General features: G+C 62.6%; 18 protein-coding genes. 8 read left to right on the top strand and 10 right to left on the bottom strand.

Translation table 11 applies throughout. The features are described from left to right. Positions 1-195: 195 nt before the first annotated feature. From NCHU2750_RS04390 to NCHU2750_RS30340, 4 genes are all read left to right on the top strand, one after another. A complete protein-coding gene (locus NCHU2750_RS04390; protein WP_119939351.1) occupies positions 196-1488 on the top strand; it encodes an Hsp70 family protein in 1293 nt (430 codons plus the stop codon). 192 nt (positions 1489-1680) lie between these two features. After that, positions 1681-2580: a uracil-DNA glycosylase gene (locus NCHU2750_RS04385; RefSeq protein WP_119939350.1), complete on the top strand. Its 900-nt coding sequence runs from the start codon at positions 1681-1683 to the stop codon at positions 2578-2580. A gap of 169 nt (positions 2581-2749) precedes the next feature. Beyond that, positions 2750-2941, top strand: a complete 192-nt coding sequence (locus NCHU2750_RS04380; RefSeq protein WP_119939349.1) for a hypothetical protein — start codon at positions 2750-2752, stop codon at positions 2939-2941. 15 nt (positions 2942-2956) lie between these two features. After that, positions 2957-3097 carry a hypothetical protein gene (locus tag NCHU2750_RS30340; protein WP_162939487.1) on the top strand — a complete coding sequence of 47 codons (141 nt, stop codon included), beginning with the start codon at positions 2957-2959 and terminating at the stop codon, positions 3095-3097. Positions 3098-3183: 86 nt separating this feature from the next. Here NCHU2750_RS30340 and NCHU2750_RS04375 read toward each other — a convergent pair whose 3' ends face one another. After that, complete coding sequence (locus NCHU2750_RS04375) at positions 3184-4122, bottom strand: DMT family transporter (RefSeq protein WP_119939348.1); 939 nt, start codon at positions 4120-4122, stop codon at positions 3184-3186. 452 nt (positions 4123-4574) lie between these two features. Here NCHU2750_RS04375 and pepN point away from each other — a divergent pair, with 452 nt between their 5' ends. After that, entirely contained in the window at positions 4575-7223 is a 2649-nt protein-coding gene (pepN, locus tag NCHU2750_RS04370) for an aminopeptidase N (RefSeq protein ID WP_119939347.1), read from the top strand. A 16-nt stretch (positions 7224-7239) separates the two neighbouring features. On the opposite strand, the gene NCHU2750_RS04365 is transcribed toward pepN, so the two are convergent. After that, a complete protein-coding gene (locus NCHU2750_RS04365; protein ID WP_119939346.1) occupies positions 7240-7809 on the bottom strand; it encodes a TetR/AcrR family transcriptional regulator in 570 nt (189 codons plus the stop codon). 208 nt (positions 7810-8017) lie between these two features. On the opposite strand from NCHU2750_RS04365, the gene NCHU2750_RS04360 reads away from it, so the two are divergent. Then, positions 8018-9208 carry an MFS transporter gene (locus NCHU2750_RS04360; protein WP_119939345.1) on the top strand — a complete coding sequence of 397 codons (1191 nt, stop codon included), beginning with the start codon at positions 8018-8020 and terminating at the stop codon, positions 9206-9208. A gap of 290 nt (positions 9209-9498) precedes the next feature. Next, positions 9499-11856 carry a PAS domain-containing sensor histidine kinase gene (locus NCHU2750_RS04355; RefSeq protein WP_119942923.1) on the top strand — a complete coding sequence of 786 codons (2358 nt, stop codon included), beginning with the start codon at positions 9499-9501 and terminating at the stop codon, positions 11854-11856. Positions 11857-12070: 214 nt separating this feature from the next. Here NCHU2750_RS04355 and NCHU2750_RS04350 read toward each other — a convergent pair whose 3' ends face one another. Further along, positions 12071-15016: a bifunctional [glutamine synthetase] adenylyltransferase/[glutamine synthetase]-adenylyl-L-tyrosine phosphorylase gene (locus NCHU2750_RS04350; RefSeq protein WP_119939344.1), complete on the bottom strand. Its 2946-nt coding sequence runs from the start codon at positions 15014-15016 to the stop codon at positions 12071-12073. A gap of 235 nt (positions 15017-15251) precedes the next feature. Between NCHU2750_RS04350 and NCHU2750_RS04345 the strand changes: the two genes are divergently transcribed. Then, complete coding sequence (locus NCHU2750_RS04345; RefSeq protein WP_119939343.1) at positions 15252-16646, top strand: GntP family permease; 1395 nt, start codon at positions 15252-15254, stop codon at positions 16644-16646. A 172-nt stretch (positions 16647-16818) separates the two neighbouring features. Here the strand turns inward: NCHU2750_RS04345 and NCHU2750_RS04340 are convergent, their stop codons facing one another. The 7 genes from NCHU2750_RS04340 to ccmI all read right to left on the bottom strand — a co-directional run bounded on the left by NCHU2750_RS04340 (position 16819) and on the right by ccmI (position 25090). After that, positions 16819-18240, bottom strand: a complete 1422-nt coding sequence (locus tag NCHU2750_RS04340; protein ID WP_119939342.1) for a sensor histidine kinase — start codon at positions 18238-18240, stop codon at positions 16819-16821. Then, positions 18240-18998 carry a response regulator transcription factor gene (locus NCHU2750_RS04335; RefSeq protein WP_119939341.1) on the bottom strand — a complete coding sequence of 253 codons (759 nt, stop codon included), beginning with the start codon at positions 18996-18998 and terminating at the stop codon, positions 18240-18242. Before NCHU2750_RS04335 ends, NCHU2750_RS04340 begins: the two co-directional genes overlap by 1 nt. 126 nt (positions 18999-19124) lie before the next feature. Next, positions 19125-20741, bottom strand: coding sequence for a Do family serine endopeptidase (locus NCHU2750_RS04330; protein ID WP_502703820.1), 1617 nt, complete (start codon positions 20739-20741; stop codon positions 19125-19127). Between the two features lie 119 nt (positions 20742-20860). After that, positions 20861-21328 (bottom strand): cytochrome c-type biogenesis protein, encoded by a 468-nt coding sequence (locus tag NCHU2750_RS04325; RefSeq protein WP_119939340.1) that lies wholly within the window; start codon positions 21326-21328, stop codon positions 20861-20863. Continuing rightward, positions 21325-23313, bottom strand: a complete 1989-nt coding sequence (locus tag NCHU2750_RS04320; RefSeq protein WP_119939339.1) for a heme lyase CcmF/NrfE family subunit — start codon at positions 23311-23313, stop codon at positions 21325-21327. Before NCHU2750_RS04320 ends, NCHU2750_RS04325 begins: the two co-directional genes overlap by 4 nt. Beyond that, complete coding sequence (gene ccmE / locus NCHU2750_RS04315) at positions 23310-23834, bottom strand: cytochrome c maturation protein CcmE (protein ID WP_119939338.1); 525 nt, start codon at positions 23832-23834, stop codon at positions 23310-23312. Before ccmE ends, NCHU2750_RS04320 begins: the two co-directional genes overlap by 4 nt. Continuing rightward, positions 23831-25090: a c-type cytochrome biogenesis protein CcmI gene (gene ccmI, locus NCHU2750_RS04310; RefSeq protein ID WP_119939337.1), complete on the bottom strand. Its 1260-nt coding sequence runs from the start codon at positions 25088-25090 to the stop codon at positions 23831-23833. Before ccmI ends, ccmE begins: the two co-directional genes overlap by 4 nt. Between the last annotated feature and the right edge of the window lie 55 nt (positions 25091-25145).

The following is a 25145-nucleotide window of genomic DNA, read 5'->3' as shown; positions in this document are numbered from 1 at the left end:
GGTGTCGGCCAGATCCATGCAAGGGGCGCCAGGAAAGCGCCCCTTTTGCGTTTTGCCCTGCCCCCACCTTGCGCTCCTGCTTGTCCTGTGGCATCAGGCGCGCTCTCAAAAAACGCGGGCGGCACCGACGCCCCTTCCCCATGCCCGGCGATCTCCGGGTCTCATTGATTTTTGCAAACGACAAGGAGCACGGCCATGGCACGGGCGCTCGGGCTTGATTTCGGCACGACCAATACGGTGATGGCGCTGGCGGACGGCGACAACAGCACGCATTCGATGCAGTTTTCGAGCAGCGCCGGCGTCACCGATTCCATGCGCACGGCGCTGTCCTTCATGAAGGATGCGCAGCTCGGCGCGCAGGCATTGAAGGTCGAGGCCGGACAGGCGGCGATCCGTCAGTTCATCGACAATCCGGGCGACGCACGCTTCCTGCAGTCGATCAAGACCTTTGCGGCAAGTGCGCTCTTCCAGGGCACGCTGGTCTTTGCCCGGCGTCACACGTTCGAAGACCTGATGGAGATCTTCCTCAAGCGGCTGAAGGCCTATGCGGAGGGCTACTGGCCATCGGAAGTGTCCCGTCTCGTGGCCGGCCGGCCGGTGCATTTTGCCGGCGCCAGCCCCGACCCGAAGCTGGCCACCGAGCGCTATAACGAGGCGCTGACGCGGCTCGGCTTTCCCGAGATCCACTATGTCTACGAGCCGGTCGCGGCCGCCTATTACTTCGCCCAGACGCTGAAGAGCGATGCCAATGTGCTGGTCGCCGATTTCGGCGGCGGTACGACCGACTATTCGCTGATCCGCTTCGAACGCCACGGCGGCAAGCTGACGGCAAAGCCGATCGGCCATTCGGGCGTCGGCATCGCCGGCGATCATTTCGACGCGAGGATGATCGAACATCTGGTGGCGCCGGAAATCGGCAAGGGCACGATGTTCAAGAGCTTCGACAAGCTGCTCGAGGTGCCGTCGAGCTACTATGCCAATTTCTCGCGCTGGAACCAGCTGTCGATCTTCAAGACCACCCGTGAATTCAACGACCTGAAATCGCTGGTGCGGTCGGCGGTCGATCCGGACAAGCTGGAACTGTTCATCGATCTCGTCGAGCATGACGAGGGCTATCCGCTCTATCAGTCGATCTCGGCGACCAAGATGGCGCTGTCTTCGGCGGAAGAGGCGGAGTTCAATTTTTCGCCGCTCGGCAAGGCGGGGCGCAAGGTGGTCAAGCGGGCCGATTTCGAGACCTGGATCGCCGACGATCTCGGTCGCATCGAAGGCGCGCTCGACGATGTGCTGGAGAAGACCAAGACCACGCCCGAACAGGTGGACAAGGTGTTCCTGACCGGCGGCACGTCCTTCGTGCCGGCGGTCAGGCGCATCTTCACGGAGCGTTTCGATGCATTCAAGATCGAAAGCGGCGGCGAGCTGCTGTCGATTGCCCATGGCCTGGCTTTGATCGGCGAAAGCGACAATGTCGGCGAATGGGCAGCGTGAGCGGATATGCCCACCAGCGACTGAGCGGCTTGCAAGAAATTCCCCTCCCAACCCTCCCCACAAGGGGGAGGGCCTAGGGTCAAAACTCAGTCGATCTGCCGAGCTTCACTCGAGGCAATTCTTTCGAGTGGTCCCTTACAATCTTGGCCAGCCCCGTTCCCACCCGGCGCACACATGCTATAGGGTGCCCCCATGAACTCCAGCGCCTCGAACCTCGATCCGGCCGAACTCTCAGCACTCCTGCATTTCTATACGGATGCCGGGGTCGAGTGGCTGGTCGACGATGCGCCGATCGATCGGATCGCCCAGTTCGAAGCGCAGAAGGCGGCCAAGGCGCAGGCTCGCGTGCCGGCCAGTGCCAGAGATGCGGGCAACCGGGACGCAGGCAATGGCGGCCAGCAGGCTGCGAGCGGCACCGGCCCGGCATCGCGCAGCAGGCAGGCGGCTTCCCCTCCCCCTTCCATGCAATCCTCTGCCGCCGTGCCGGATGGTGGCGCCGTGGCGGCTGCCCGGTTTGCTGCCGAGAGCGCCCGGTCGCTTGGCGAACTCAAGGACGCAGTTGAGGCCTTTGGCGGCTGCAATCTGAAGAACAGCGCCCGCTCGACCGTGTTTGCCAGCGGCGACATTACCTCCGGCATCATGATCGTCGGGCCGATGCCGAATGCCGATGACGACCGCGACGGGGCGCCGTTCAGCGGCCGCGCCGGCGAGTTGATGGACCGCATGCTTGCTGCGATCGGCCTGTCACGCGACCGCGTGATGATGACCAATGTCATTCCTTGGCGGCCGCCGGGCAACCGCATGCCATCGCAAGCGGAACTCGACATCTGCCGGCCGTTCATCGAGCGGCAGGTTGCGCTGGCAGAACCTAAGACACTGCTCCTGCTCGGTAATTTTCCGGCGCGCTTCTTCCTTGGCGGCAACGGAACCATTCACAGCATGCGCGGCGAATGGCGCAATGCATCGATTGCAGGGCTGGAGATTGCCGCCCTCGCCACCTTCCATCCCCAGGAATTGCTGGCTGCGCCTGCCAACAAGGCATTCGCCTGGCAGGACCTGCTCACCTTCAGCACCCGAATGAACGGCGGCTGATTGCACATTATTCGTGCATATCAACTGACGAAGCGCAAAAATTACGGAATTATGAAGCACGCTATGCGCGAAATGCATGGCAGCGTGGCGTTCTGCCACATTGCTGAATCAGCGGCGCTCAAACAATATTAGCCATGTCTTGGGAGGGACCACTTTAAGGACCAAGGCAATGACCAGCCGCTACCGCCCGATCCATTCGGGTTTTGAAACACTCCGTGCCGCAGGGATCGGCCCACGTTCGACGCAGGGCTATCACCGTTTCGGCTCGGCCACGAACGAACAGATGACGTCGCGCGCCATGGCGTCGCTGCACAGCATCACGCGTCCCTCGGCAGTCTTTGCCGATTTTCGCGAACGCTGAGAACAGGAGGGCGTGATGAGAACGATCTTCAGGGCTCTTCGCACGCTCCGGGAAAACCTTCGCCATATCGGCATTGCGGTCAATGCTGCGCGCGAATTTTCCGAGGCCGGCAAGGCCCGCAGCGAAGCGCCCGCCTCCTCCGCCATACCGCTTTAAGGCACCAACGTTTTCGAACCGACGTGATCCTCTTCGACCAAGGCATTTGCCTGACGTCGCAGGGGATTTTTGCTGTGCCGCTCCGCTCACGCGCCCGGCGGAGAAGCCTTGCGCGCGGCCTTGCGTTCCAGGCCAAGCTGATGTTCGCGGTAGATGATGAATATGCCGGCCGAGATGGTAATGGCCGATCCGATCAGGGTACTGGCGGTCGGTATGTCTCCGAACAGCGTATAGGCGATGGCGATACCCAGAATGATCGAGGTGTATTCGAAGGGCGCAATGGTGGAGACATCCGCCTGGCGATAGCTTTCCGTCAGAAGGATCTGGCCCAGCCCCCCGAAAAGGCCTGACGCGATCAGGCAGGCGCGCACGCCGATCGGCAGCGGCGCCCAGCCGAACGGCAAGCTGATGATCGAGAAGAGCGCCGCCGTCAGCGAGAAATAAAGCACGATCGTCGCCGTCTTTTCGGTGCTGACGAGCTGGCGCACCTGGATCATCGCAAATCCGCCCATGACGGCGGCAACCAGCACCGCCACCGCGCCCAGCGCCTGTTCGGAGCCTGCGCCGCCGGAGCTGAACAGGGTGAGTTTCGGCCAGGAAATGATAACGACCCCGACGAAACCGATCGCCACCGCGCTCCAGCGATAGAGCCTCACCGTCTCCTTGAGGATCACGGCAGCAAAGACGACGGCGATCAGCGGCATGGAATAGCCGAGCGCGATGGCATCCGGCATGGGCAGATGAATGAGACCGTAAAAGCCGAATATCATCGAGAGGATGCCAAGCGTGCCGCGCTTGAGATGCCCGAACGGGCTGTCGGTATGGAAGGCGTGGAGAAGTTCCCGGCGGTAGGCGAGATAGGCCATGATCGGTACCAGGCCGAAGGCGGACCGGTAGAAGGTGATCTGGCCGGCCGGAATATCCGGCCCAGCGGCCTTGATACAGGCCTGCATCATGACGAAGACAACGACAGAACACACTTTCAGCGTGATCCCGCGAAGGGGATTGAGGGCATCGGAGGCCATTGGGAACTCTTTTGCGACCGGCCTTAACCGATCTGACACGACGACTGGCGGGGACTCGGCAGCCAGAGTAACGCAAAAGTGGGGAAGCGTGTGCTAAATTTGAGCCTATGGCCGCAGATCATTCTGCGGCCTCGTTTCGGCATCCCGGAATCTGCAAGAGCCCGCCCGTCATGTCGTCGCTTCAAGTAAAAGACCGCAGATTACAGGAAGCATATGCGACTTCACATCCACCGCATGAAGGCGCGCCTTCCTCCTCATAAGAGCGGTGCGCGGTAAGTGCTGTTCAAGAATGGGTCACTATACTGTCGCTGCGACACTTTATTTTAGGCTGGCTTCAACAATCGTTTAGCATTGGGTGCAATCATGGCCGCGGCGTTGGGGAACGTGCCTGTCTGAACGGAGGCTGGTAACCCTTAGCCGCGTCCAGTCGTCAAGTCGTTTCAGGAAACATCATGCGCACAGATACGGGCCAGATCGTGCATCTGGCGGATTACCGCCCCACTGACTTTGTCCTGGAACGGGTGGACCTGACGTTTGAGCTAGATCCAACCAATACCAAGGTCGAGGCGCGGCTGATCTTCCATCGGCGCGAAGGTGTGGATGTGTCCGTGCCGCTGGTGCTCGACGGTGACGAGCTTTCGCTTTCCGGCCTGCTGTTCGATCAGAAGGAGATGCCGGCCAGCCAGTATGACGCAACGCCGCAGAGCCTGACGGTTCGCGACCTGCCGGCCGAGACGCCCTTCGAACTGACGATCACCACCTTCATCAACCCGGAAGCCAATACCAAGCTGATGGGTCTCTATCGCACCAACGGCGTCTATTGCACCCAGTGCGAGGCGGAGGGTTTCCGCCGCATCACCTATTTCCCGGACCGCCCGGATGTGCTGGCGCCCTATACGATCACCATCATCGGTGACAAGGCGGCCAATCCGGTCATGTTGTCGAACGGCAACTTCCTCGGCGGCGCAGGCTATGACGAAGGCCGCGCCTTTGCAGCCTGGTTCGACCCGCATCCGAAGCCTGCCTATCTGTTTGCGCTGGTTGCCGGCGATCTCGGCGTCGTCGAAGACACGTTCGAGACGATGTCGGGCCGCGAAGTGGCGCTGAAAATCTATGTGGAGCACGGCAAGGAGCCGCGCGCCGCCTATGCCATGGATGCGCTGAAGCGATCGATGAAATGGGACGAGGAGCGGTTCGGCCGCGAATACGATCTCAACATCTTCCAGATCGTCGCCGTGTCCGACTTCAACATGGGGGCCATGGAAAACAAGGGCCTCAACATCTTCAACGACAAATACGTGCTGGCCGACCCGGAAACGGCGACCGACCAGGACTATGCCAATATCGAGCGCATCATCGCGCATGAATATTTCCACAACTGGACCGGCAACCGCATCACCTGCCGCGACTGGTTCCAGCTCTGCCTGAAGGAAGGCCTGACGGTCTATCGCGACCAGGAATTTTCCTCCGACATGCGCTCGCGCCCGGTCAAGCGGATTGCCGACGTTCGCAACCTGAAATCGGAGCAGTTCCCGGAAGATGCCGGCCCGCTGGCGCATCCGCCGCGTCCCGATAGCTATCGCGAGATCAACAATTTCTACACGATGACGATCTACGAAAAGGGTGCCGAGATCACCCGGATGATCGCCACCGTGCTCGGACACGACGCCTTCCGCAAGGGCATGGACCTCTATTTCGAACGGCATGACGGCCAGGCCGTCACGGTGGAGGATTACGTCGCCTGCTTCGAAGAGGCGAGCAGCCGGGACCTCAAGCAGTTCTTCCGCTGGTATGTGCAGGCGGGAACGCCGCTGGTGACGGCATCCGGCGCCTATGATGCGGCAAGCGGAGAGTTCACCCTGTCGCTCGAGCAGATGACGCCTGCCACGCCCGGCCAGCCGAACAAGGAGCCGGTGCATGTTCCGCTCTCCTTCGCGCTGATCCTCGACAATGGATCGATCGCCGAGCCGAAGTCGGTAACCGGTGGTGAGGTGACGGGCGATGTGCTGCACCTGACCGAGCGCAGCCAGCGCTTCACCTTTTCCGGTATCTCGTCGCGGCCGGTCCTGTCGCTCAACCGATCCTTCTCGGCGCCGATCAACCTTGCCTTCGACCAGTCGTCGGCCGATCTCGTCCATATCGCCCGCCATGACAGCGATCAGTTCTCGCGCTGGCAGGCACTGACGGATCTCGCCCTGCCGAACCTGACCAAGGCGGCCGCCGATGCGCGCGAGGGCCACGAAGTCGTGTGCGATGACGCCTTCGTCTCGGCACTGCTGGAATGTGCCGGCGACAGCAATCTGGAGCCTGCCTTCCGGGCGCAGGCCCTCAATCTGCCGAGCGAGGCCGACATTGCCCGCGCACTCGGCGGCAACAACGATCCCGACGCGATCCATGCCGGCCGCAAGGCCGTGCACGAGGCAATCGCCAAGGCCGGAGAAGAAATCTTCGTTCGCCTCTATGACGAGATGAAGACCGAAGGCGCCTATTCGCCGGATGCGGAAAGTGCCGGCAAGCGCTCGCTGCGCAGTGCCGCCCTCTCTTATCTCACCTACGCGGAAGGCACGCCGTCGCGAGCCGCCGAGGCATTCGGTGCCGCCGACAACATGACGGATCTCGCGCAGTCGCTGACGCTCATGGCACACCGCTTCCCGGATGCATCCGAGACGACGGCGGCGCTTGCAAGCTTCCTCACCCGCTTCGACGGCAATCCTCTCGTCATCGACAAGTGGTTCTCGATCCAGGCGACCATTCCGGGCAGAGATGCGCTGGAGCGGGTCAAGGGACTGATGGAAAACCCGCGCTTCAACGCCGGAAACCCGAACCGGGTCCGCTCGCTCGTCGGCGCGCTTGCCTTCGGCAACCCGACCGGCTTCAACCGCACCGACGGCAAGGGGTATGATTTCCTCGCCGAACAGATTCTCGCGATCGACAAGAAGAACCCGCAGCTTGCCGCCCGCATCCTGACTTCGATGCGCTCGTTCAGCTCGCTGGAGTCGGTGCGGGCCGCCAAGGCGCGCAAGGCGCTCGAAAAGATCCAGAAGGCCGCAGCGCTCTCCACCGATGTCCGCGATATCGTTGAGCGGATGCTGAAGGGCTGAGCGCTCCTGCCGGCAATCAGTTGCCGGCGCGCTCCTCCAGAAATTCCGAAATCAGCGCCCGGCAATAGTCGGGCGTCACGTCGCGATCGCGGAACATGATGTGGTAGACGATCGGCGCCACCAGCTTGTCCATGGCCGCATCCACGTCGAATACCGCCTCTCCCCTCTGCTCGGCCCTGTCGCGCAGGGTTTCGAGGTGATGGATCGTGTAGTGGCAGCAGCGCTCCGCCGCACCACCGCCCGAGGAGCTGCCGACAATATCCTGCAGCATTTCGCGGCCGAGACGCGACGACATTTCCTCGGCATATTCGACGATGAAGGTCTCGATATCGGTGCGCATGGCACCGGTATCCGCGGGTTGCGAGATCGGCCGCATATGGGCGAGTGCGACATCGGCCAGAAGATCGCCGATATCGCCCCAACGGCGATAGATGGTCGATGGCGTGACGCCCGCCTTTTCGGCGATCATCGGCACCGTGATGGCGCTGCGATCGACCGTTTTCAGAAGCTCGCGTACCGTCTCATGGACTGCCGTCTGGATACGCGCACTGCGCCCACCCTGACGCAACATTTCCCTTGCCATCATAGTCTCCTGCCGGACCTGCCGGTCCGCGATCTTAGTCTAGGAGCATCATCGCCGCGATGAGGCGCCCTGTCCGCGCCGTCTTTTTCACAGCTCGCCGATAAAAGGCGAATGCAAATCTTCTCGATGCGCCTTAACGCAAATATATTGCATTAGATCGCAATCGCAACTATATGCCACTAACGCTAATAATTTGCGTTAAGGTGATATCATGAGCAATCCTGTCGCATCCCCGGCTGGCTCCGGCATTTCCCGCATGACGGTGTTCAGTTTTCTCGGTGCGGTGATGATGCTGGCCTGCAGCAGCGCGCCGACACCGATCTACCATCTCTACCAGCAGACCTTCCACCTGACGCCCGGCATGATCACGGTGATCTTCGGATCCTACGCCTTCGCGCTTCTGGCAGCGCTGCTGACCTTCGGCGGGCTTTCCGACTTTCTCGGCCGGCGCCCGCTGATGCTTCTGGCGCTCATCATCAATGCCGTTGCCATGGTCGTCTTCATCTATGCCTCATCCGGCACGATGCTGCTTGCGGCCCGGATCATCCAGGGCTTTGCCACCGGCATCGCCTTTCCGACATTCGGTGCGACGATCCTCGACACGGACAAGGCACGGGCGCCGCTGCTGAACGGCATCACCGCCTTTCTCGGCCTGACCATCGGTTCGCTGCTCGGCGGCGTGCTGGTCAGCTATGCGCCCTACCCGACACAGCTCGTCTATATCGTGCTTCTGGCGCTGACGAGCATGGCGATTGTCGCGCTGGCGCTGATGCCGGAGACGATCTCGCCCCGCCCCGGCGCGCTTACCGCACTTCGCCCGCATGTCAGCGTACCGCGGCAGGCCCGTGCGACGCTCCTGCGCATGACGCCGGTCAATGTCGCCGCATGGTCGCTCGGCGGCCTCTACCTGTCGCTGATGCCGAGCCTTGTGACGATCGCAACCGGCATCGCCTCGCCCTTTGTCGGCGCTGCAGTGGTTGCAACCCTGATGCTGAGCGGCACGGCCTCGGTGCTGATCTTCCGCACATTTTCGCCTCAACGGGTGCTGTTCAACGGCACGACGGCGCTGATTGCCGGTGTCGCCATCACGCTATCGGGCATTCATCTGCAGGCCGTCGGCGTGTTGTTTGCCGGCACGGCGCTGGCGGGGCTGGGCTTCGGCGCGGTCTTCTCCAATATCCTGCGCATCCTCCTGCCGCTCGCCGAGCCGCATGAGCGGGCCGAGCTCTTCGCCGCCTTTCTCATAGAGAGCTATCTCGCCTTTGCGGTGCCGGCGATCATTGCGGGCTTTGCCGCGCCTGCGATCGGGTTGACGACCACTGCCTATATCTATGGTGTGGTGATGATTTCGCTTGCCACCCTATCGATGGCGACGGCCAGGGGTGGCGCGGTTCGCGCATGACACTCCACGGGCCGCGCAAGGTCTTTTGGCGCGGTCCGCAGGGCTGATGTTTTTTGCCACAATTGACACATTTCAGCACAGGTTGCTTGACGCGACGACAAATCTGGCATCCGGATTTTGCCGGCACGAGGCGGTGATTTGCCTCTTCAAAAGGCCTGAAATGCAGCCTTTTTCATATGGTTAACGAAATATTACCAAGCCTCTGGACACGAAGAATCACTCTATGATTCATTAGGGCAGATTCGGGCGGGCGGCGCACCGAATCATCCATGAGGGACTAGATGAACACGATCTCGGATGTGCAGCGGGTCACCGCGGCCGGCGCTAAACTGTGCCTTAAATTTCCGAAAGTAACGGCTCTGAAAAGAGCGGTTTCCGGCGAACCGTCGATGGCGGCCAAGCCTGTTCTGCATCAGCCCTCCCGTCTGGAACTGATCCTCAAGCGCGCGATCCCGCTGCTGATCATCGCCTTCCTGATCGTCGTTGCCGCGTCGCGCATTCTCGGCATCATGGGCGAACATGGCCGGATGCAGGACGAGGCGCGCCGGTCGACCGCCGTGATGGCCGCAGCGGCCAAGGCGGTCTTTTCCGGTCAGGATGCCTTGTTTACCGCCGGCGACCGCAGCGCCGCCGAAGCCCGCCTTTCCGCATTCCTGCCGTCCGATTCCGAGGCGCATGGATCGTTCACCCTCCTGGTCAACAGCGCGGGCGTGATCTTCGGCGGCTCCAAGCAGGCCGCTCCCTATATCGGCCACCGCCTCGCCTCGCTTCTGCCCGAAACCGCCACCATCCGCCGCTTCGGGGATACCGGCGGCGTGATCGAAACCTATCTCGGCGATATTGCCCATTATGCCTCGATCCTGCCGGTCGGCGACAATGGCGCGCTGATCGTGACGGCCCATTCGCTGGCGACGGCGGACGAGTTCATGCGCAGCGAAGTGTCGCTCAACGTGACGATCTTCACCGGCATCTCGGCGGTTCTTCTCGTCATCCTCTATGCCTATTACACGCAGGTGAAGCGGGCCCGCGATGCGGACGAGACATTCTTCGAATCGAACCTGAGGATCGAGGCGGCGCTGTCGCGCGGGCGCTGCGGGCTCTGGGATTTCGACGTTACCAACCGCCGGCTTTTCTGGTCGGGGTCAATGTATGAAATGCTCGGCCTGCCGCCGGCCGGCAGCATCATTTCGTTTGCCGATGCGGCCCGGATGATGCATCCGTCGGACGGCAATATCTATGCGCTGGCGCGTGCCATCGGCCGCGGCAATGCCAAGCAGGTCGATCAGGTGTTCCGCATGCGCCATGCGGCCGGCCACTATGTCTGGATGCGCGCCCGCGCCCAGGTGATCCGCAACTCCGCCGGCCGGGTGCATGTGATCGGGATTGCCATGGACGTGACCGAGCAGCACCGTCTGGCCCAGCGTTATGCCGAGGCAGACCAGCGGCTGGCCGACGCCATCGAATGCACGCAGGAAGCCTTCGTGCTGTGGGACAAGAACGACCGGCTCGTCATGTGCAACGCGCATTTCCAGCAGGCTTATGGATTGCCGGACAATGTTCTGGTTCCGGGCACGGAGCGGACCACGGTCAATGCCGCGGCGGCCCGCCCGGTGATCGAACGCCGCGTCGCCGATGCGGATGGAAGTGGATTTTCCCGCACGACGGAAGTGCAGCTTGCCGACGAGCGCTGGCTGCAGATCAACGAGCGCCGCACCCGCGATGGCGGCACGGTTTCGGTCGGCACCGACATCACGCTGTTGAAGCGTCACCAGGACCGCCTGCGCCACAGCGAGCGCCGGCTGATGGCAACGATCGGCGACCTTTCCGCCTCGCAGAAGACGCTGGAACGCCAGAAGGCCGAGCTTTCCGTCGCCAATGCCAATTACCAGGCAGAGAAGGAACGCGCCGAGGCCGCCAACAAGGCGAAGTCGGAATTCCTCGCCAATATGAGCCACGAGCTGCGCACCCCGCTCAACGCCATTCTCGGCTTCTCCGAAATCCTGATGAACAACATGTTCGGTCCGCTCGGCTCGGCCAAGTATGGCGAATATTCCAAGGACATCCACGACAGCGGCAAGCATCTGCTCAACGTCATCAACGACATTCTCGACATGTCGAAGATCGAGGCTGGCCATATGCGCATCCATTCGGAGCTGGTCGATCTGGCACCGCTGGTCGAGGAGAGCCTGCGTCTGACGGCGATTGCCGCACAGGAGAAGAACATCTCGATCCACCACCATCTGCCTGAGGCGCTGGAAATGATCGGCGACCGCCGCGCGCTGAAGCAGGTGATGCTCAATCTTCTCTCCAACGCGGTGAAATTCACCAATGCCGGCGGCAGTATCGAACTGCGCGTGCGCCGGCTGGAAAAGGGCCTGATGCTGACGATCGCCGACAGCGGCATCGGCATTCCGAAAGAAGCGCTGTCGAAGATCGGCCAGCCGTTCGAACAAGTGCAGAGCCAGTATGCCAAGAGCAAGGGCGGCTCCGGCCTCGGCCTTGCGATCTCCCGCTCGCTGGTGGCGCTGCATGGCGGCAAGATGCGCATCCGCTCGAAGATGGGCAAGGGTACCGCCGTGTCGCTACATATTCCCGACCGCGCCTTCGTCGAGCAACGCCGACCGGAAACACACAAGAGGGTGGCGTGAAGAGGGAATGAGAACTCCTGACGCAGAAAAGCCCCTCTCTTGCGATTTCTAACACTTAGCTGACGCTAAGATGTTGAAATCGCTTTCTCTCCCGCAAGGGGAGAGACAGGCGCCCGCGGCAGCAGCAGATATTCCCTCTCCCCCTGCGGGAGAGGTTACAAAATCAGCATCTTAGCAAAGCTAAGTGCTAGATTTTGTTGGAGAGGGGCTAATCTTACCCCACGACCTTTCCGAAAACTTCCCGAACCTTCTCCGACAGCCGCCTGACCTCTCCTTCCAGCGTGCCCATATCCGGGCAGTCGCCGGCGCGGCAGATGCGTTCAGCAAGGCCTGAGGGCACATCGGCGGCGTCGAACGTGCCTTCGACACACAGGCGGATGATCTGCGACAGTTCGGTGAAAAGCCCGAGTGCTTCGAGGCAAGTATCGAGATCGGCCGGCGCCATGAGACTATCGCCCAGCGCCTTCAATGCCTCGCCCGTCGACAAGCCGTAGGTGTCGGCGGAAATATTCTTTGCCGGTGCGATCAGGCGCAGATACTGGGCGATGAATTCGATATCCACCAGACCGCCGGGCACGAGCTTCAGGTCCCAGATATCGACAGGCGGCTTTTCCGTCTCGATCAGGGCCCGCATCTCGATGACGTCGGCGGAGATCCTTCCGATATCGGCCCGGACCGACAGGACGTCCGAAATCACCGCCTTCGCTTCGGCCTTGAGGCTTTCGTCGCCGCAGACCATCCTTGCGCGGGTCAGGGCCATATGTTCCCAGGTCCAGGCTTCCTCGCGCTGGTATTTGGCAAAGGCGCCGATGCGGGTGGCGACCGGGCCCTTGTTGCCGGAGGGGCGAAGGCGAAGGTCGACTTCGAAGATCACGCCTTCCGCCATCGGCGCGGAGAGAGCCGCGATCAGCCGCTGCGTCAGGCGGGTGAAATAGCGCTGCGGATCGAGCGGCTTGGGGCCCGTACTTTCCGCAGCATCGCCATCATAGTCATAGAGAAGGATGAGGTCGACGTCCGAGCCTGCGGTCAGCTCGAACGAGCCGAGCTTGCCCATGCCCATCACCGCCACCCGGCCGCCCGGATAGGGGCCGTGGGCGGATTCGATCTCACTGACGACCGCCTGCAGGGCGGCATCGATCAGGAGATCCGCCAGATGGGTGAAGGCGCGGCCAGCATCGGCGCCGGAGATCGCTCCGGTCAGCAACCTGACGCCGATGAGGAAACGCTGCTCGGCGGCGAAGATGCGCAGCCGGTCGAGGCGATCTTCATAATGGCGGGAACCGGAGAGGAAGGTATCGAGCCGTCTCGCCAGATAGTCGCGCGTCGGCAATTCGGCCATCAGGCCGGGATCGAGCATGCCGTCGAAGACATGCGGGCGCGAGGCAATGATATCGGCAAGCCGCGGCGCCGAGGCCATGATGGTGACGATCAAGGACAGGAGCGGCGGATTGTTGCCGATCAGCGAAAAAAGCTGGATGCCGGCCGGCAGAGCCTTCAGAAAGCTGTCGAAGCGCAATAGCGCCTCGTCGGCCCGGCGGCTGGTGCCGAAAGCTTTCAGCAAAGCCGGCATCATTTCCGTCAGCCGCTCGCGCGCCTCGACCGATTGGGTGGCGCGGTAGCGGCCGGAATGCCAGGTGCGGATCATCCGCGACATGTCGGCCGGGCGGTCGAAGCCGAGTTCCGCCAATGTCTTCAGCGTGTCAGGATCGTCCTTCTGGCCGGTGAAGACCAGGTTGCCGGCACCGCCCGACAGGTGTTCCTCCTGCTCGAACAGCCGCGAATAGCGACGCTCGACGGTCTTCAGCACGGCCTCCAGCCGCGTCGAGAAGGGCGCCAGATCGGCATAGCCCAGCATGAAGGAGATGCGCTTCAATTCGGCATCGGTCTCCGGCAGGCGGTGGGTCTGCTCGTCATGCACCATCTGGATGCGATGCTCGATATCGCGCAGGAACCAGTAGGCCTCGGTGAGCGCCGTGGCGATTTCCGGCTTGATCCACTTCGCCTCCGCCAGCGCTTCCAGCGCTCCTTGCGTCTGCCGCGTGCGCAGTGCCGGCATGCGGCCGCCAGCAATCAGCTGCTGAGTCTGGGCGAAGAACTCGATCTCGCGAATGCCGCCGCGGCCGAGCTTGACGTCATGACCCTTGACGGCAATGGCACCGTGCCCCTTGTGGACATGGATCTGCCGCTTGATCGAATGAATATCGGCGATCGCCGCGTAGTCGAGATATTTGCGGAAGACGAAGGGCGTCAGGAGCCTGAGGAAATTCTCGCCGGCCTCGATATCGCCCGCCACCGGCCGCGCCTTGATGAAGGCGGCGCGTTCCCAGTTCTGGCCCCTGCCCTCATAGTAGATCAGCGCCGCATCGACGGAGACGGCAAGCGGTGTGGAGCCCGGATCGGGGCGCAGGCGCAGGTCGGTGCGGAACACATAGCCATCTGCGGTGCGGTCCTGCAGGATGCGCACCAGCCGGCGCATCATCCGGCTATAGGTCTCCGACGCATCGAGCGGATCGGCAAGGATACCTGCATCAGGATCGTAGAAGACGACGATGTCGATGTCGGAGGAATAGTTGAGCTCGCGTCCGCCGAGCTTGCCCATGCCGAGCACGATCAGGCCCGAACCGCGGCTTGGATCGGCCTCATCGACAAGCGTCAGCTTGCCGCCGTGATGGGCTGCGAGAGCCAGATGATCAATGGCCGCAGCAACCGAGGCCTCGGCGAAGTCGCTCAGCCAGCGCGTCGTGTCGACGGCGGTGAAGATGCGGGCGAGATCGGCGAGTGCGAGGACGAAGCTGAAGGCTCGCTTGGCCGTCCTCAGCGCAGTCATCAACTCGGCCTCGGTCGGGATCCTTTCGCCGACAGGCCGCCAACTCTGACGTGCCTGTTCGACAAGCTCCGACAACCACGGTCCGATCGGCCGGGCGATGGCATCGGCGACAAGACCCGGATGGGTGCCGGCGGTGTCGCGCAGATAGGGCGAGAGCGAGAAGGCCGCGACGAGAAATTCCTTCAGGGCCGAAGGCTGTTTCAGCATCCGGGCCACGGATGGCTGTGACGCGCCGATTTCCTTCAGCACGGCCAGAGCGGCCTTTGCCTCCGTCTGGTTCAATGGCCTGACGACGTCTGCCGCCACGGCATCGAGCCGATCCCGTTCATTCATCGGTTTCCTCCCTGCCGTTTCATAGCTGCAGCCGTCGCAAACACAAACAGCGGGAAGCGACAATCGGCACGCTCGATCCACAAGCAATTGACGAACGGCAAATATAGGCGTTTTAGATAGGCCCTGCCTCGTCGGAGTCGAGCCGGCTCCGCTTCTTGCGGGTTATCCTTCGGCAATCCTGGTGTCTGGAGCCATCGCGATTGCCGCAGCCCGCCATATACCCCCGGGAGTAATCATGAGTTCCACCGATATCTGGCTGCTTGGCGCCGCACTCGCCAGCGTGCTTTTCCTCGTCATGCTGATCGTCTCGCGCGTGCGGCTTCATCCGCTTTTGGCGCTGCTGATAACCTCAATCGCCGTCGGACTGGTGACAGGCATGCCGGGCGACAAGCTGATCAAGTCGATCGAGACGGGTGCCGGCAATACGCTTGGCGCAGTTGGGCTTGTCGTCGCGCTCGGCGCCATGCTCGGCCGGATCCTTGCGGCAGGCGGCGTGACCGACAGCATTTCCAACCTGATCCTGTCGAAAACCTCGACCCGCATGCTGCCATGGGCGATGGCGGGCGCTGCCTTCATCATCGGCATTCCGATGTTTTTCGAGGTCGGGCTCGTCGTTCTGTTGCCGCTGATCTTCAGCGTTGCCCGCAAGCTCGACCAGAATTCGAGCATCAAGGGATCGGCCTATGTCTATGTCGGCGTGCCAGTCATTGCCGCCCTCGCCTCGATGCATGGCATGGTGCCGCCGCATCCCGGCCCGCTGACCGCCATCGCCTCGCTCAATGCCAATGTCGGCGCGACGATGCTTTACGGCTTCATCGCCGCCATCCCGGCGATCATCATCGGCGGCCCGCTCTATGGCGCGATCATCACGCCGCGCCTGAAGGTCAAACCCGATCAGGGCCTGATCGAACAGTTTTCGGCGGAAAGCGACGAGGATTCATCCGTCACACGGACGCCGCCCAGCCTCGGCCTCAGCCTTCTCGCGGCACTTCTGCCTGCGGTCCTGATGCTGTTTCATGCCGTGGCCGAATTGATCCTGCCGAAGGGCTCGGCGATCCTGTCGGTGACCGACTTCGTCGGCGACCCGGCGATCGCCATGCTGATCGGCGTGCTGTTTGCAGCCTGTTCGCTGATCTACAGCCGCGGCGGCAATAGCGAGCAGTTGCGCTCGTCGATGTCGGCCAGCGTCAAGCCGATCGCCAACGTGCTTTTGATCATCGCCGGCGGCGGCGCATTCCAGCATGTGCTGACCGATGCGAAAGTGGGCGATGCGATCATGCATATGAGCCAGCATCTGGCGGTTTCGCCGCTGGCGCTCGGCTGGATCATCGCCATGCTCTTGTCTGTCTCGACCGGATCGGCAACCGTCGGCATCGTCGGGGCCTCCGGCCTGCTCGCGCCGCTCGTCGCGCACGACCCGTCGCTCAATGCCTCGCTGCTGGCACTCTCGGTCGGCTGCGGCTCGCTGTTCTTCAACTATGCCAACCATGCAGGTTTCTGGCTGGTGAAGGAATCCTTCGGCATGTCGATGGGCGAAGCCACGGCAACGATCTCGATCATCCAATCGATCGTCTCGGTCGTCGGGCTGGTGATGGTGCTGCTGATGAACCTGGCGCCGGCGCTGGTGTGAAGCGAGGTCAATCTTCGCGTTGGATGAAGCCCCTCATCCAGCTGCCGCCACCTTCTCCCCGTAGTGACGGGGAGAAGGACATAAGCAGCACTCTCCTCGCCTCAATCGGGGCACGTCCCCTCGCCCCGCTTGCGGGGAGAGGGCTAGGGTGAGGGGCAGCCTTTGGAACTGCTCACTTCACCACCGGGAACACCATCGTCACCGTCAGGCCGGGGGCCGCGGTGTTCGTCTCGTCGATGGCGGAGAGTTCGAGCCGTCCACCATGCAGTTCCATCACGGCTTCGACCAGCGACAGGCCGAGCCCTGTACCCGGCTTGGAGCGGCTTTCATCGAGGCGGAAGAAGCGCTTGATCACCTCGCCGCGCTTGTCCGCGGGCACGCCCGGACCGTTGTCGCAGATTGCCAGCCTGATCTCGGTGGCGGCAGAGGTTAGCGCGACCCGGATCATGGGCTGGTCATTGCCCTCGCAGGCATATTTGATCGCATTGTCGAGAAGGTTGAAGATTGCCTGGCCGACCAGTTCGCGATTGCCGTTGACGGTGAGGCCGGGATCTATCTCGGTGACGAGCGCAATCCCCGCCTCCTCGGCCACCGGCTCGTAGAGTTCGGCGCTGTCGGCGGAAATGGCCGAGAGATCGACCTTGGACATTTCGGCGGCAAGCGAGCCCGCCTCGACGCGCGAGATCATCAGGAGCGCGTTGAAGGTGCGGATCAGCTGGTCGGACTCGCCGATAATACCTTCGAGCGCAGTCTTTCGCACATCCTCGCGATCCTCGCCGAGTGCATCGGCGGCCTTGTTGCGCAATCTTGTCAGCGGTGTCTTCAGGTCGTGGGCGATGTTGTCGGAAACCTGCCGCAGCCCCTCGTTCAGCTTCTCGATGCGCCCGAGCATGGCATTCAGCGAGCCGGACAGGCGGTCGAATTCATCGCCGGAGCGACCGACCGGCAAGCGTTGCGACAGATCGCCAGCCATGATCTTCTGGCTGGCGGCCGACATGCGGTCGATGCGTTTCAGCGCGTTGCGGCCGATGCCGAACCAGATCACCAGAGCGCCGAGGCCCATGATGGCAAGCGCCACCATCAATGCCTGGCGGACGATGTAGCGGAAGCGGCTCGGATCGCCGAGGTCGCGGCCGATCATCACCCGCAGGCCGTTTTCGATCAGAAGCACGTCGGCCACAGCGAGATGACGTCTGCGGTCCGCCTGTTCGGCGAAGGGCTCGTAGATGAAAGGCGTGTCGGTCCAGCCGGCATTGTCGAGCACGCCCGGCTGTACGGAGGATACGTTACCCGCCAGGATATCGCCGCTCGGCCCGGCAATCACATAGAGATTGGCACCGGGCTGGCGGGCGCGGCGTTCCATGATGCGCAGGACGAGATTGACGCCGCCGCGATCATAAGCGCGCTGGATGTCGCTAATCTCTTCCTGGATCGTCTGGCGCGTCTGCTGCACCAGCGTCCGTTCGGACAAAGCCGTGACATAGATGACGAGAAACGCGGCACAGAGCGCGAAGAGCAGCATGTAAAGTGCCGACAGGCGGACTGCCGTCGAGCGGAACATGAGACGCGACCGCTGGCCGAGGCGGGCGAGCATTATCCCTCGTCCTTGATCATGTATCCGGCGCCGCGAATGGTCTTCAGGAGCGGCTTCTCGAAATCCTTCTCGATCTTCGAGCGCAGGCGCGAGACATGCACGTCGATGACGTTGGTCTGCGGATCGAAGTGATAGTCCCAGACGTTTTCGAGCAGCATGGTGCGGGTGACGACCTGGCCGGCATTCTTCATCAGATATTCGAGCAGGCGGAATTCGCGCGGCTGCAGCAGGATGTCCTTGCCGGCGCGCTTGACCTCATGGGAAAGCCTGTCGAGTTCCAGATCGCCGACGCGGTAGATCATGTCCTGCTCGGGCGCGCCCTTGCGGCGACCCAGCACTTCGACGCGGGCCAGAAGCTCGGAAAAGGCATAGGGCTTGGGCAGGTAATCATCGCCGCCGGCGCGCAGACCTGTCACCCGGTCGTCCACCTGGCCGAGAGCGGACAGGATCAGGACCGGCGCATTGACGCCGCGCTTGCGCAATTCGCTGATGACGGAAAGTCCGTCGCGGCGCGGCAGCATGCGGTCGATGACCATGACGTCATAGGCATTCTCGCTGCCCATGAACAGACCGCTTTCGCCGTCGCTTGCGTGGTCGACAATGATGCCTGCCTCACGAAAGGCCTTCGTCATGTAGGCTGCCGCCTCGAGATCGTCTTCGATAACCAGAATCTTCATGTGCGGGACAATAGCGTCGCCGGCGATTTTTGCACCAAAGGAATCGCCGGCCGAGCGAGAATGTGGGGGGGTGATCTGCATTCAAAACTCCTTGGGGCGACGTGTCCAACGGAACGGGGCGTCGCCGTTGCCGGCGGCGCCCCCTTCGTCTGGGCCCTGCGGTTAGCCTGGAGGTGCCACTACCGCAGAACCAATCCGTGCCGCCGATCAGCCTTCGCTGATCGGCAGGGCAATGAAGCGGCTGGAGCCGTCGGCCTCGACCTGGAACAGCGCGCGGGTGCGGCCGTCCTTCTTGGCCTGGTCGAGAACCTTGCCGACATCACCGGCGGAGGCGACCTTCTTGTTGTTGACCGAGATGATCTTCTCGCCGTTCTTCAGGCCGCGGGCTGCAGCTTCGGAGTCGGGGTCGACATCGGTAACGGCCAGGCCCTTACCGTCTTCAGCCGGAGAAACGGTGATGCCGAGGTTTGCCAGCGCCTTCTCGCTCGACGGCGTCGGGGCTTCCTGGCCCTGATCGTCGTCGGCCGATGCGGTATCGTCCTTGGCCATGTCGCCGAGCGTGACCGGGATGGTCTGCTCCTTGCCCTCACGCCATACGTCAAGGTCGACCTTGGCATTGGGGCCGAAGGCGGCAATGCGGCGGGCGAGATCGCGGGCATCCTTGACCGGCTGACCGTTGACCTGGCGGATGATGTCACCCTGCTTGATGCCGGCCTTCTGGCCAGGAGAATCTTCCTGCGGGGCAACGACCAGCGCACCGGTGGCTTCCTTCAGGCCGAGCGAGTCGGCGATATCCTGGGTCACCGGCTGGATCTGCACACCGAGCCAGCCGCGGGCGACCTTGCCGTCCTTCATCAGGTCGGCGATCACGTCCTTGGCGGTGGAGGCGGGAATCGCGAAGGCGATGCCGACATTGCCGCCCGACGGAGAGAAGATCGCGGTGTTGATGCCGACGACCTGACCGTTAAGGTCGAAGGTCGGGCCACCCGAGTTGCCCCGGTTCACGGCCGCATCGACCTGGATATAATCGTCATAGGGGCCGGAGCCGATATCGCGGCCGCGGGCGGAGACGATGCCGGCGGTCACGGTGCCGCCGAGGCCGAACGGATTGCCGACGGCGACGACCCAGTCACCGACGCGGACCTTGCTGTCATCGGCAAAGGATACATAGGTAAACTTGCGGGCCGGCGCATCGACCTTGAGCAGCGCCAGATCGGTGCGGCTGTCCTTGCCGACCAGCTTGGCGTCAAGCTCGGTCCCATCGTTCAGCACGACCGTATAGGCCTGACCATCGGAAACCACATGGTTGTTGGTGACGATATAGCCGTCTTCGGAGATGAAGAAGCCGGAGCCCTGTGCGACCGGGCGAAGATAATGCTGCTTGCCGCGTTCGGCATGTTCCTGCTTGCCCTTGCCATTCTGGCCGCCATCGGGGCCGCCCGGCATCTGACCACCGAACTGACGGAAGAGACGCTTCAGCGGGCTGTCGTCCGGCAGTTCGTCCAGACCACGGCCACCGAAGTTGAAGGAATAGTTGCCGCTGTCATCGGAAACCGGCTGGGTGTCGGACTTGACGCGGACGGAAACAACTGCGGGAGAAACGGCGGAAACCACATCCGCGAAGCTCGGGGCCTGCGGAGCGTTGACGCTGACGGGGGCCGCGAAAGTCGGCATGATCTGGGCGGGAATGCCGGTCGAAAGCATGACGGCGGCGATGCCTGCAACAGTCGTGGCCTTCAATGCTGTCTTGAGGGAGGGGCGTCCAATTGGGCTCATGGTGAAAGCTACCTTCTTCTCTTCGTCACTCAATCTTGGCCGGTTCATCCGGCGTCGTTCGATGACAGAGATATAGGAGGCGTCACCTTAACTGGAGGTGGCTAGCGCATGAAATGTTCGTAATATTCGTAACCGCCGGAGTTGCAGTTCAAACCGACGAGATCTGGTCAACGACCAAGGATTTCGTCGATCCTTGCCTTTTCCTCGGCCGTCAATGCGTCGCCCGGCCGCCTGGTCGGGCGGCTGCGGATAAAAACGACGAGCGCCAGAATGCCGACGACTAGAAGGCCGAACGGCATGGCCCAGAGGATCAGCGTCTTTTCACTGAAGCGGGGGTTGAGCAGCACGAATTCGCCGTAGCGCGACACGACATAGTCGATTACCTGCCTGTCGCTGTCGCCCTCGGTGAGCTTCTGGCGCACCAGAACGCGCAGATCCCTGGCAAGCTCGGCATTGCTGTCGTCGATCGACTGGTTCTGGCAGACCATGCAGCGCAGTTGCGACGAGATCTCCCGCGCGCGGTGTTCGAGGGCCGGATCCTTGAGCATTTCGTCCGGATTGACGGCGAATGCAGAGGCGGGCGCCAGAAGCAGGACAAGTGCCACGAGGATGCGGGAAAGACGCAGGTCGATCATTCCGCCGGCTCCATCACGACCTTGACCGCCTTCGCCTTGCGGCTCGGAGCGCCGACGCGCAGGCGGCGATCGGAAAGGGAGACGAAACCGCCGAACATCATGACCAGCGCGCCGCCCCAGATGCAGACGATCAACGGTTTCCACCAGACGCGCACGACCATGCCCTTGTCGTTGGTGGCATCGCCGAGCGACACGTAGAGCTGGCTCAGCCCATAGGTGCGGATGCCGGATTCGGTGGTGGCCTGACGGCGGGCGGTGAACAGACGCTTCGACGACGAGATATCGCCGATAACATGGCCGCCATGGCGGACGATGAAGATACCGCGCTGTTCGGTGAAGTTCGGGCCGACGCCGTCCTTCATGCCTTGGAAGGTTAGCTCGTAGCCGCCTGTCGAGACCGTGGCGCCGGGCTTGAGGTCGACCACGGCTTCCGTGCCGTAGACGGAAGCGGAGAAGATGCCGAGAACGGTAACGCCGAGGCCGAAATGGGCAATCGCGGTGCCGAAGGCCGAGCGCGGCAGGCCGACGAGGCGGCGGAAGGCGACGGAGGTCTTCTGCTTGCCGAACTGGGCGCGGTGCCAGAGATCCGCCACCGCACCGAACATGCCCCAAAAGCCGAGCGCCAGCGCGAAGATGGCTAGAACCGGACCGCCATTATGGAGATACCAGTAGACGAGGCCTGCGGCGAGCGAGAGGGCCGCGAAGACATAGAGACGCTGGAGGGCGCCGAGCAGATCGCCGCGTTTCCAGGCGAGCATGGGGCCGAAGGGAACGGCGACCAGCAGGGGCAGCATCAAAAGGCCGAAGGTCATGTCGAAGAAAGGCGCACCGACGGAGATCTTGTCGCCGGTCAGCGTCTCGAGCGCCAGCGGATAGAGCGTGCCGGTCAGCACCGTGGCGCAGGCGACCGTCAGGATCAGGTTATTGAGGACGAGCGCACCCTCGCGCGAGATCGGCGCGAAGAGACCGCCGGCCTTCAGCATCGGTGCCCGCCAGGCAAACAGCGAGAATGCGCCGCCGATGAAGATCGCCAGAATGAAGAGGATGAAGATGCCGCGCGTCGGATCGGTGGCAAAGGCATGGACCGAGGTCAATACACCGGAGCGGACGAGGAAGGTGCCGAGCAGCGACAGCGAGAAGGTCATGATCGCCAGAAGCACGGTCCAGATCTTCAACGCCTCGCGCTTTTCCATGACGAGTGCCGAGTGGAGGAGTGCCGTGCCGGCGAGCCAGGGCATGAAGGAGGCGTTTTCGACCGGATCCCAGAACCACCAGCCGCCCCAGCCGAGCTCGTAATAGGCCCAGTAGGAGCCCATGGCGATGCCGGCAGTCAGGAAGCACCAGGCGGCAAGCGTCCAGGGCCGAACCCAGCGCGCCCAAGCAGCATCGATGCGGCCCTCCATCAGGGCTGCGACGGCAAAGGAGAAGCAGACCGAGAAGCCGACATAGCCGAGATAGAGCAGCGGCGGATGGACCGCCAGACCGAGGTCCTGCAGGACGGGATTGAGGTCCTGGCCTTCGGCCGGCGCCGGGTTGAGCCGGATGAAGGGATTGGAGGTCAAAAGGATGAACAGCAGGAAGGCAACGGCGATCCAGGCCTGGACGGCCAGCACATTCGCCTTCAGCGTCTCGGGAATGTTACGGCCGAAAGCCGCGACCAGCATGCTGAAGAAGGAGAGGATCAGCAGCCAGAGCATCATGGAGCCTTCGTGATTGCCCCAGACGCCGGAATATTTGTAGATCAGCGGCATCAGCGAATGGGAATTCTCCCAGACGTTCTTCACCGAAAAGTCGGACACGACATAGGCCCAGGTCAGTGCCGCAAAGGACAGTGCCACAAGGCCGAACGTGACCAGCGAGCCGGTGGTGGCGAGCGCCATCAGATTGGCATCGCGGCGCCTTGCCCCGACGACCGGAAGGGTGGAAACGATGATCGCGGTCGCCAGTGCCAGCACCAGCGCATAATGGCCAATTTCGACGATCATGGTTTCGTGCTCCCCACGACCTGTCCGTTTCCGGTATTGTTCTCGGCTTCGTCACCGTCTTTCTTCGGTGCCATGCCCTTGCCCGATCCGTCTTCCCATACGCCGTCCTTCTTCAGGCGGTCGGCAACTTCCTTCGGCATGTATTTCTCGTCATGCTTGGCAAGCACGCTGTCGGCGACGAAGCCGTGGGTCGTCGCATCGAATGCCCCTTCGGTGACGACGCCCTGCCCCTCGCGGAACAGGTCCGGCAGGATGCCGGTATAGCTGACCGGCACGCTTGCCTTGCCGTCGGTGACGCTGAAGGTCACCGTCGATCCCTGACCGCGCTTGACCGAGCCTTCTTCGACCAGCCCGCCGAGGCGGATGCGGGTTCCCGGCTGGAGATTGGCGGCAGCGAGATCGCCCGGCATGAAGAAATAGGCGATCGACTGCGAGAAGGCGAACATGACGAGGAAGACGGCGACGACGATGAAGCCCATGCCGCCGGCGATCACGGCCAGTCGTTTCTGTTTGCGCGTCATTCCGTTACTCCCTGGGCCGTCACGCCCTGCGCCGAGGTTCCCCGGTCGGGCGCATTTCTTGTCTGCTCACCTTTGGCCGGAGCCAGGTCGGGCGTAGCGCCCTGCGACGACGTCGCGTCAGCTGGCAGGCCCAGCTGGCCGGCGAGCGCAACAAGCTGACGCCCTTCATTGCCGTCCGGTGGAAAGTGGTCGAGGCCGGCCTTCAGCGCCGCCATTGCCTTGTCCCTGTCGCCCAGCACCATGTAGGACCGGACGATACGCAGCCAGCCCTCGATATTGTTCGGATCAGATTGAAGCTTTTCGGCGAGACTGTCGACCATGCCGCGGATCATCTCCATGCGATCGCCCTGCGACATGTTCTGGGCCGCCGCCACGTCCTCGGTCGTCGGGCCGCCGAGTGTCGACGGCGGCGCAACGGGCGCCTGCGCGGCCTTGCCTCCATTCTTGGCGATGTGCTCGTTGATCAGCCCCATCCAGGGCGCATCGGGGGGCGACGCCCTGGCGATGTCTTCGAAGGTCTTGCGCGCATCCTCGACCTTGCCCGACTGTTCCTGCGCCATGCCGATATAGAAATGCGCACGTACATCTGCCGGCTCGAGCTTCACCGCCTCTTCGAAAGCGGAACGGGCATCGTCGGTGACGACGCCGTCATTGGAGGCGACCAGCGTTTCACCGAGGCCCGAAAGGCGTGCAGCATTCGAACCGTTGAGGCGGATCGCGTTGCGATAGGCAAGCTCGGCATCGCCAAGACGGCCGGTGCGGAAATAGATCGGTGCGAGCACATCCCAGCCGGCGCCGTCATCCGGGTTTTCGGCCAGATGCCGCTCGGCCTTGGCAACCAACAGGTTGATGTCATTGCCGGGATTGGCGAGCCGGGCCGCAAGCGGCTGGTCGGGCAGACCGGGGCTACCCAGCATGACGTAAAGACAGAGCCCGATGACGGGAGGCAGGACGACGACGCTGACGGCGGCGAACTTGCGCCAACCGCTCGGCTTCGCCTTGCCGCCGGCAGCCAGTTCATTCTTGGCCGTAGCCGAGAGCAGGCGCCGGCCGATTTCGGCACGCGCATATTCCGCTTCCTCGGCGCTGATCAGGTTACCAAGACGATCCCGATCCAGCTCCTTCATCTGGTCGCGATAGACGGCGACCTCACCGGCATTATCGGGCTCGACCTCCCCGGAATGCCGGTAAAGCGGATAGAGAAGCGCTGCCGCGACCAGGGCGGTCAGGAGCGCGAGAAGGATCCATAAAATCATGTTCGCCAATTACTGCAACGGCGGGAGCATTCCAACAGGGCCTCGCCGTCGACGT

The sequence above is a fragment of the Neorhizobium sp. NCHU2750 genome (assembly GCF_003597675.1).
GTDB lineage: Bacteria > Pseudomonadota > Alphaproteobacteria > Rhizobiales > Rhizobiaceae > Neorhizobium.
The sequence above is the reverse complement of the archived record's forward strand: the minus strand, read 5'-3'. Positions and strand labels throughout refer to the sequence as shown.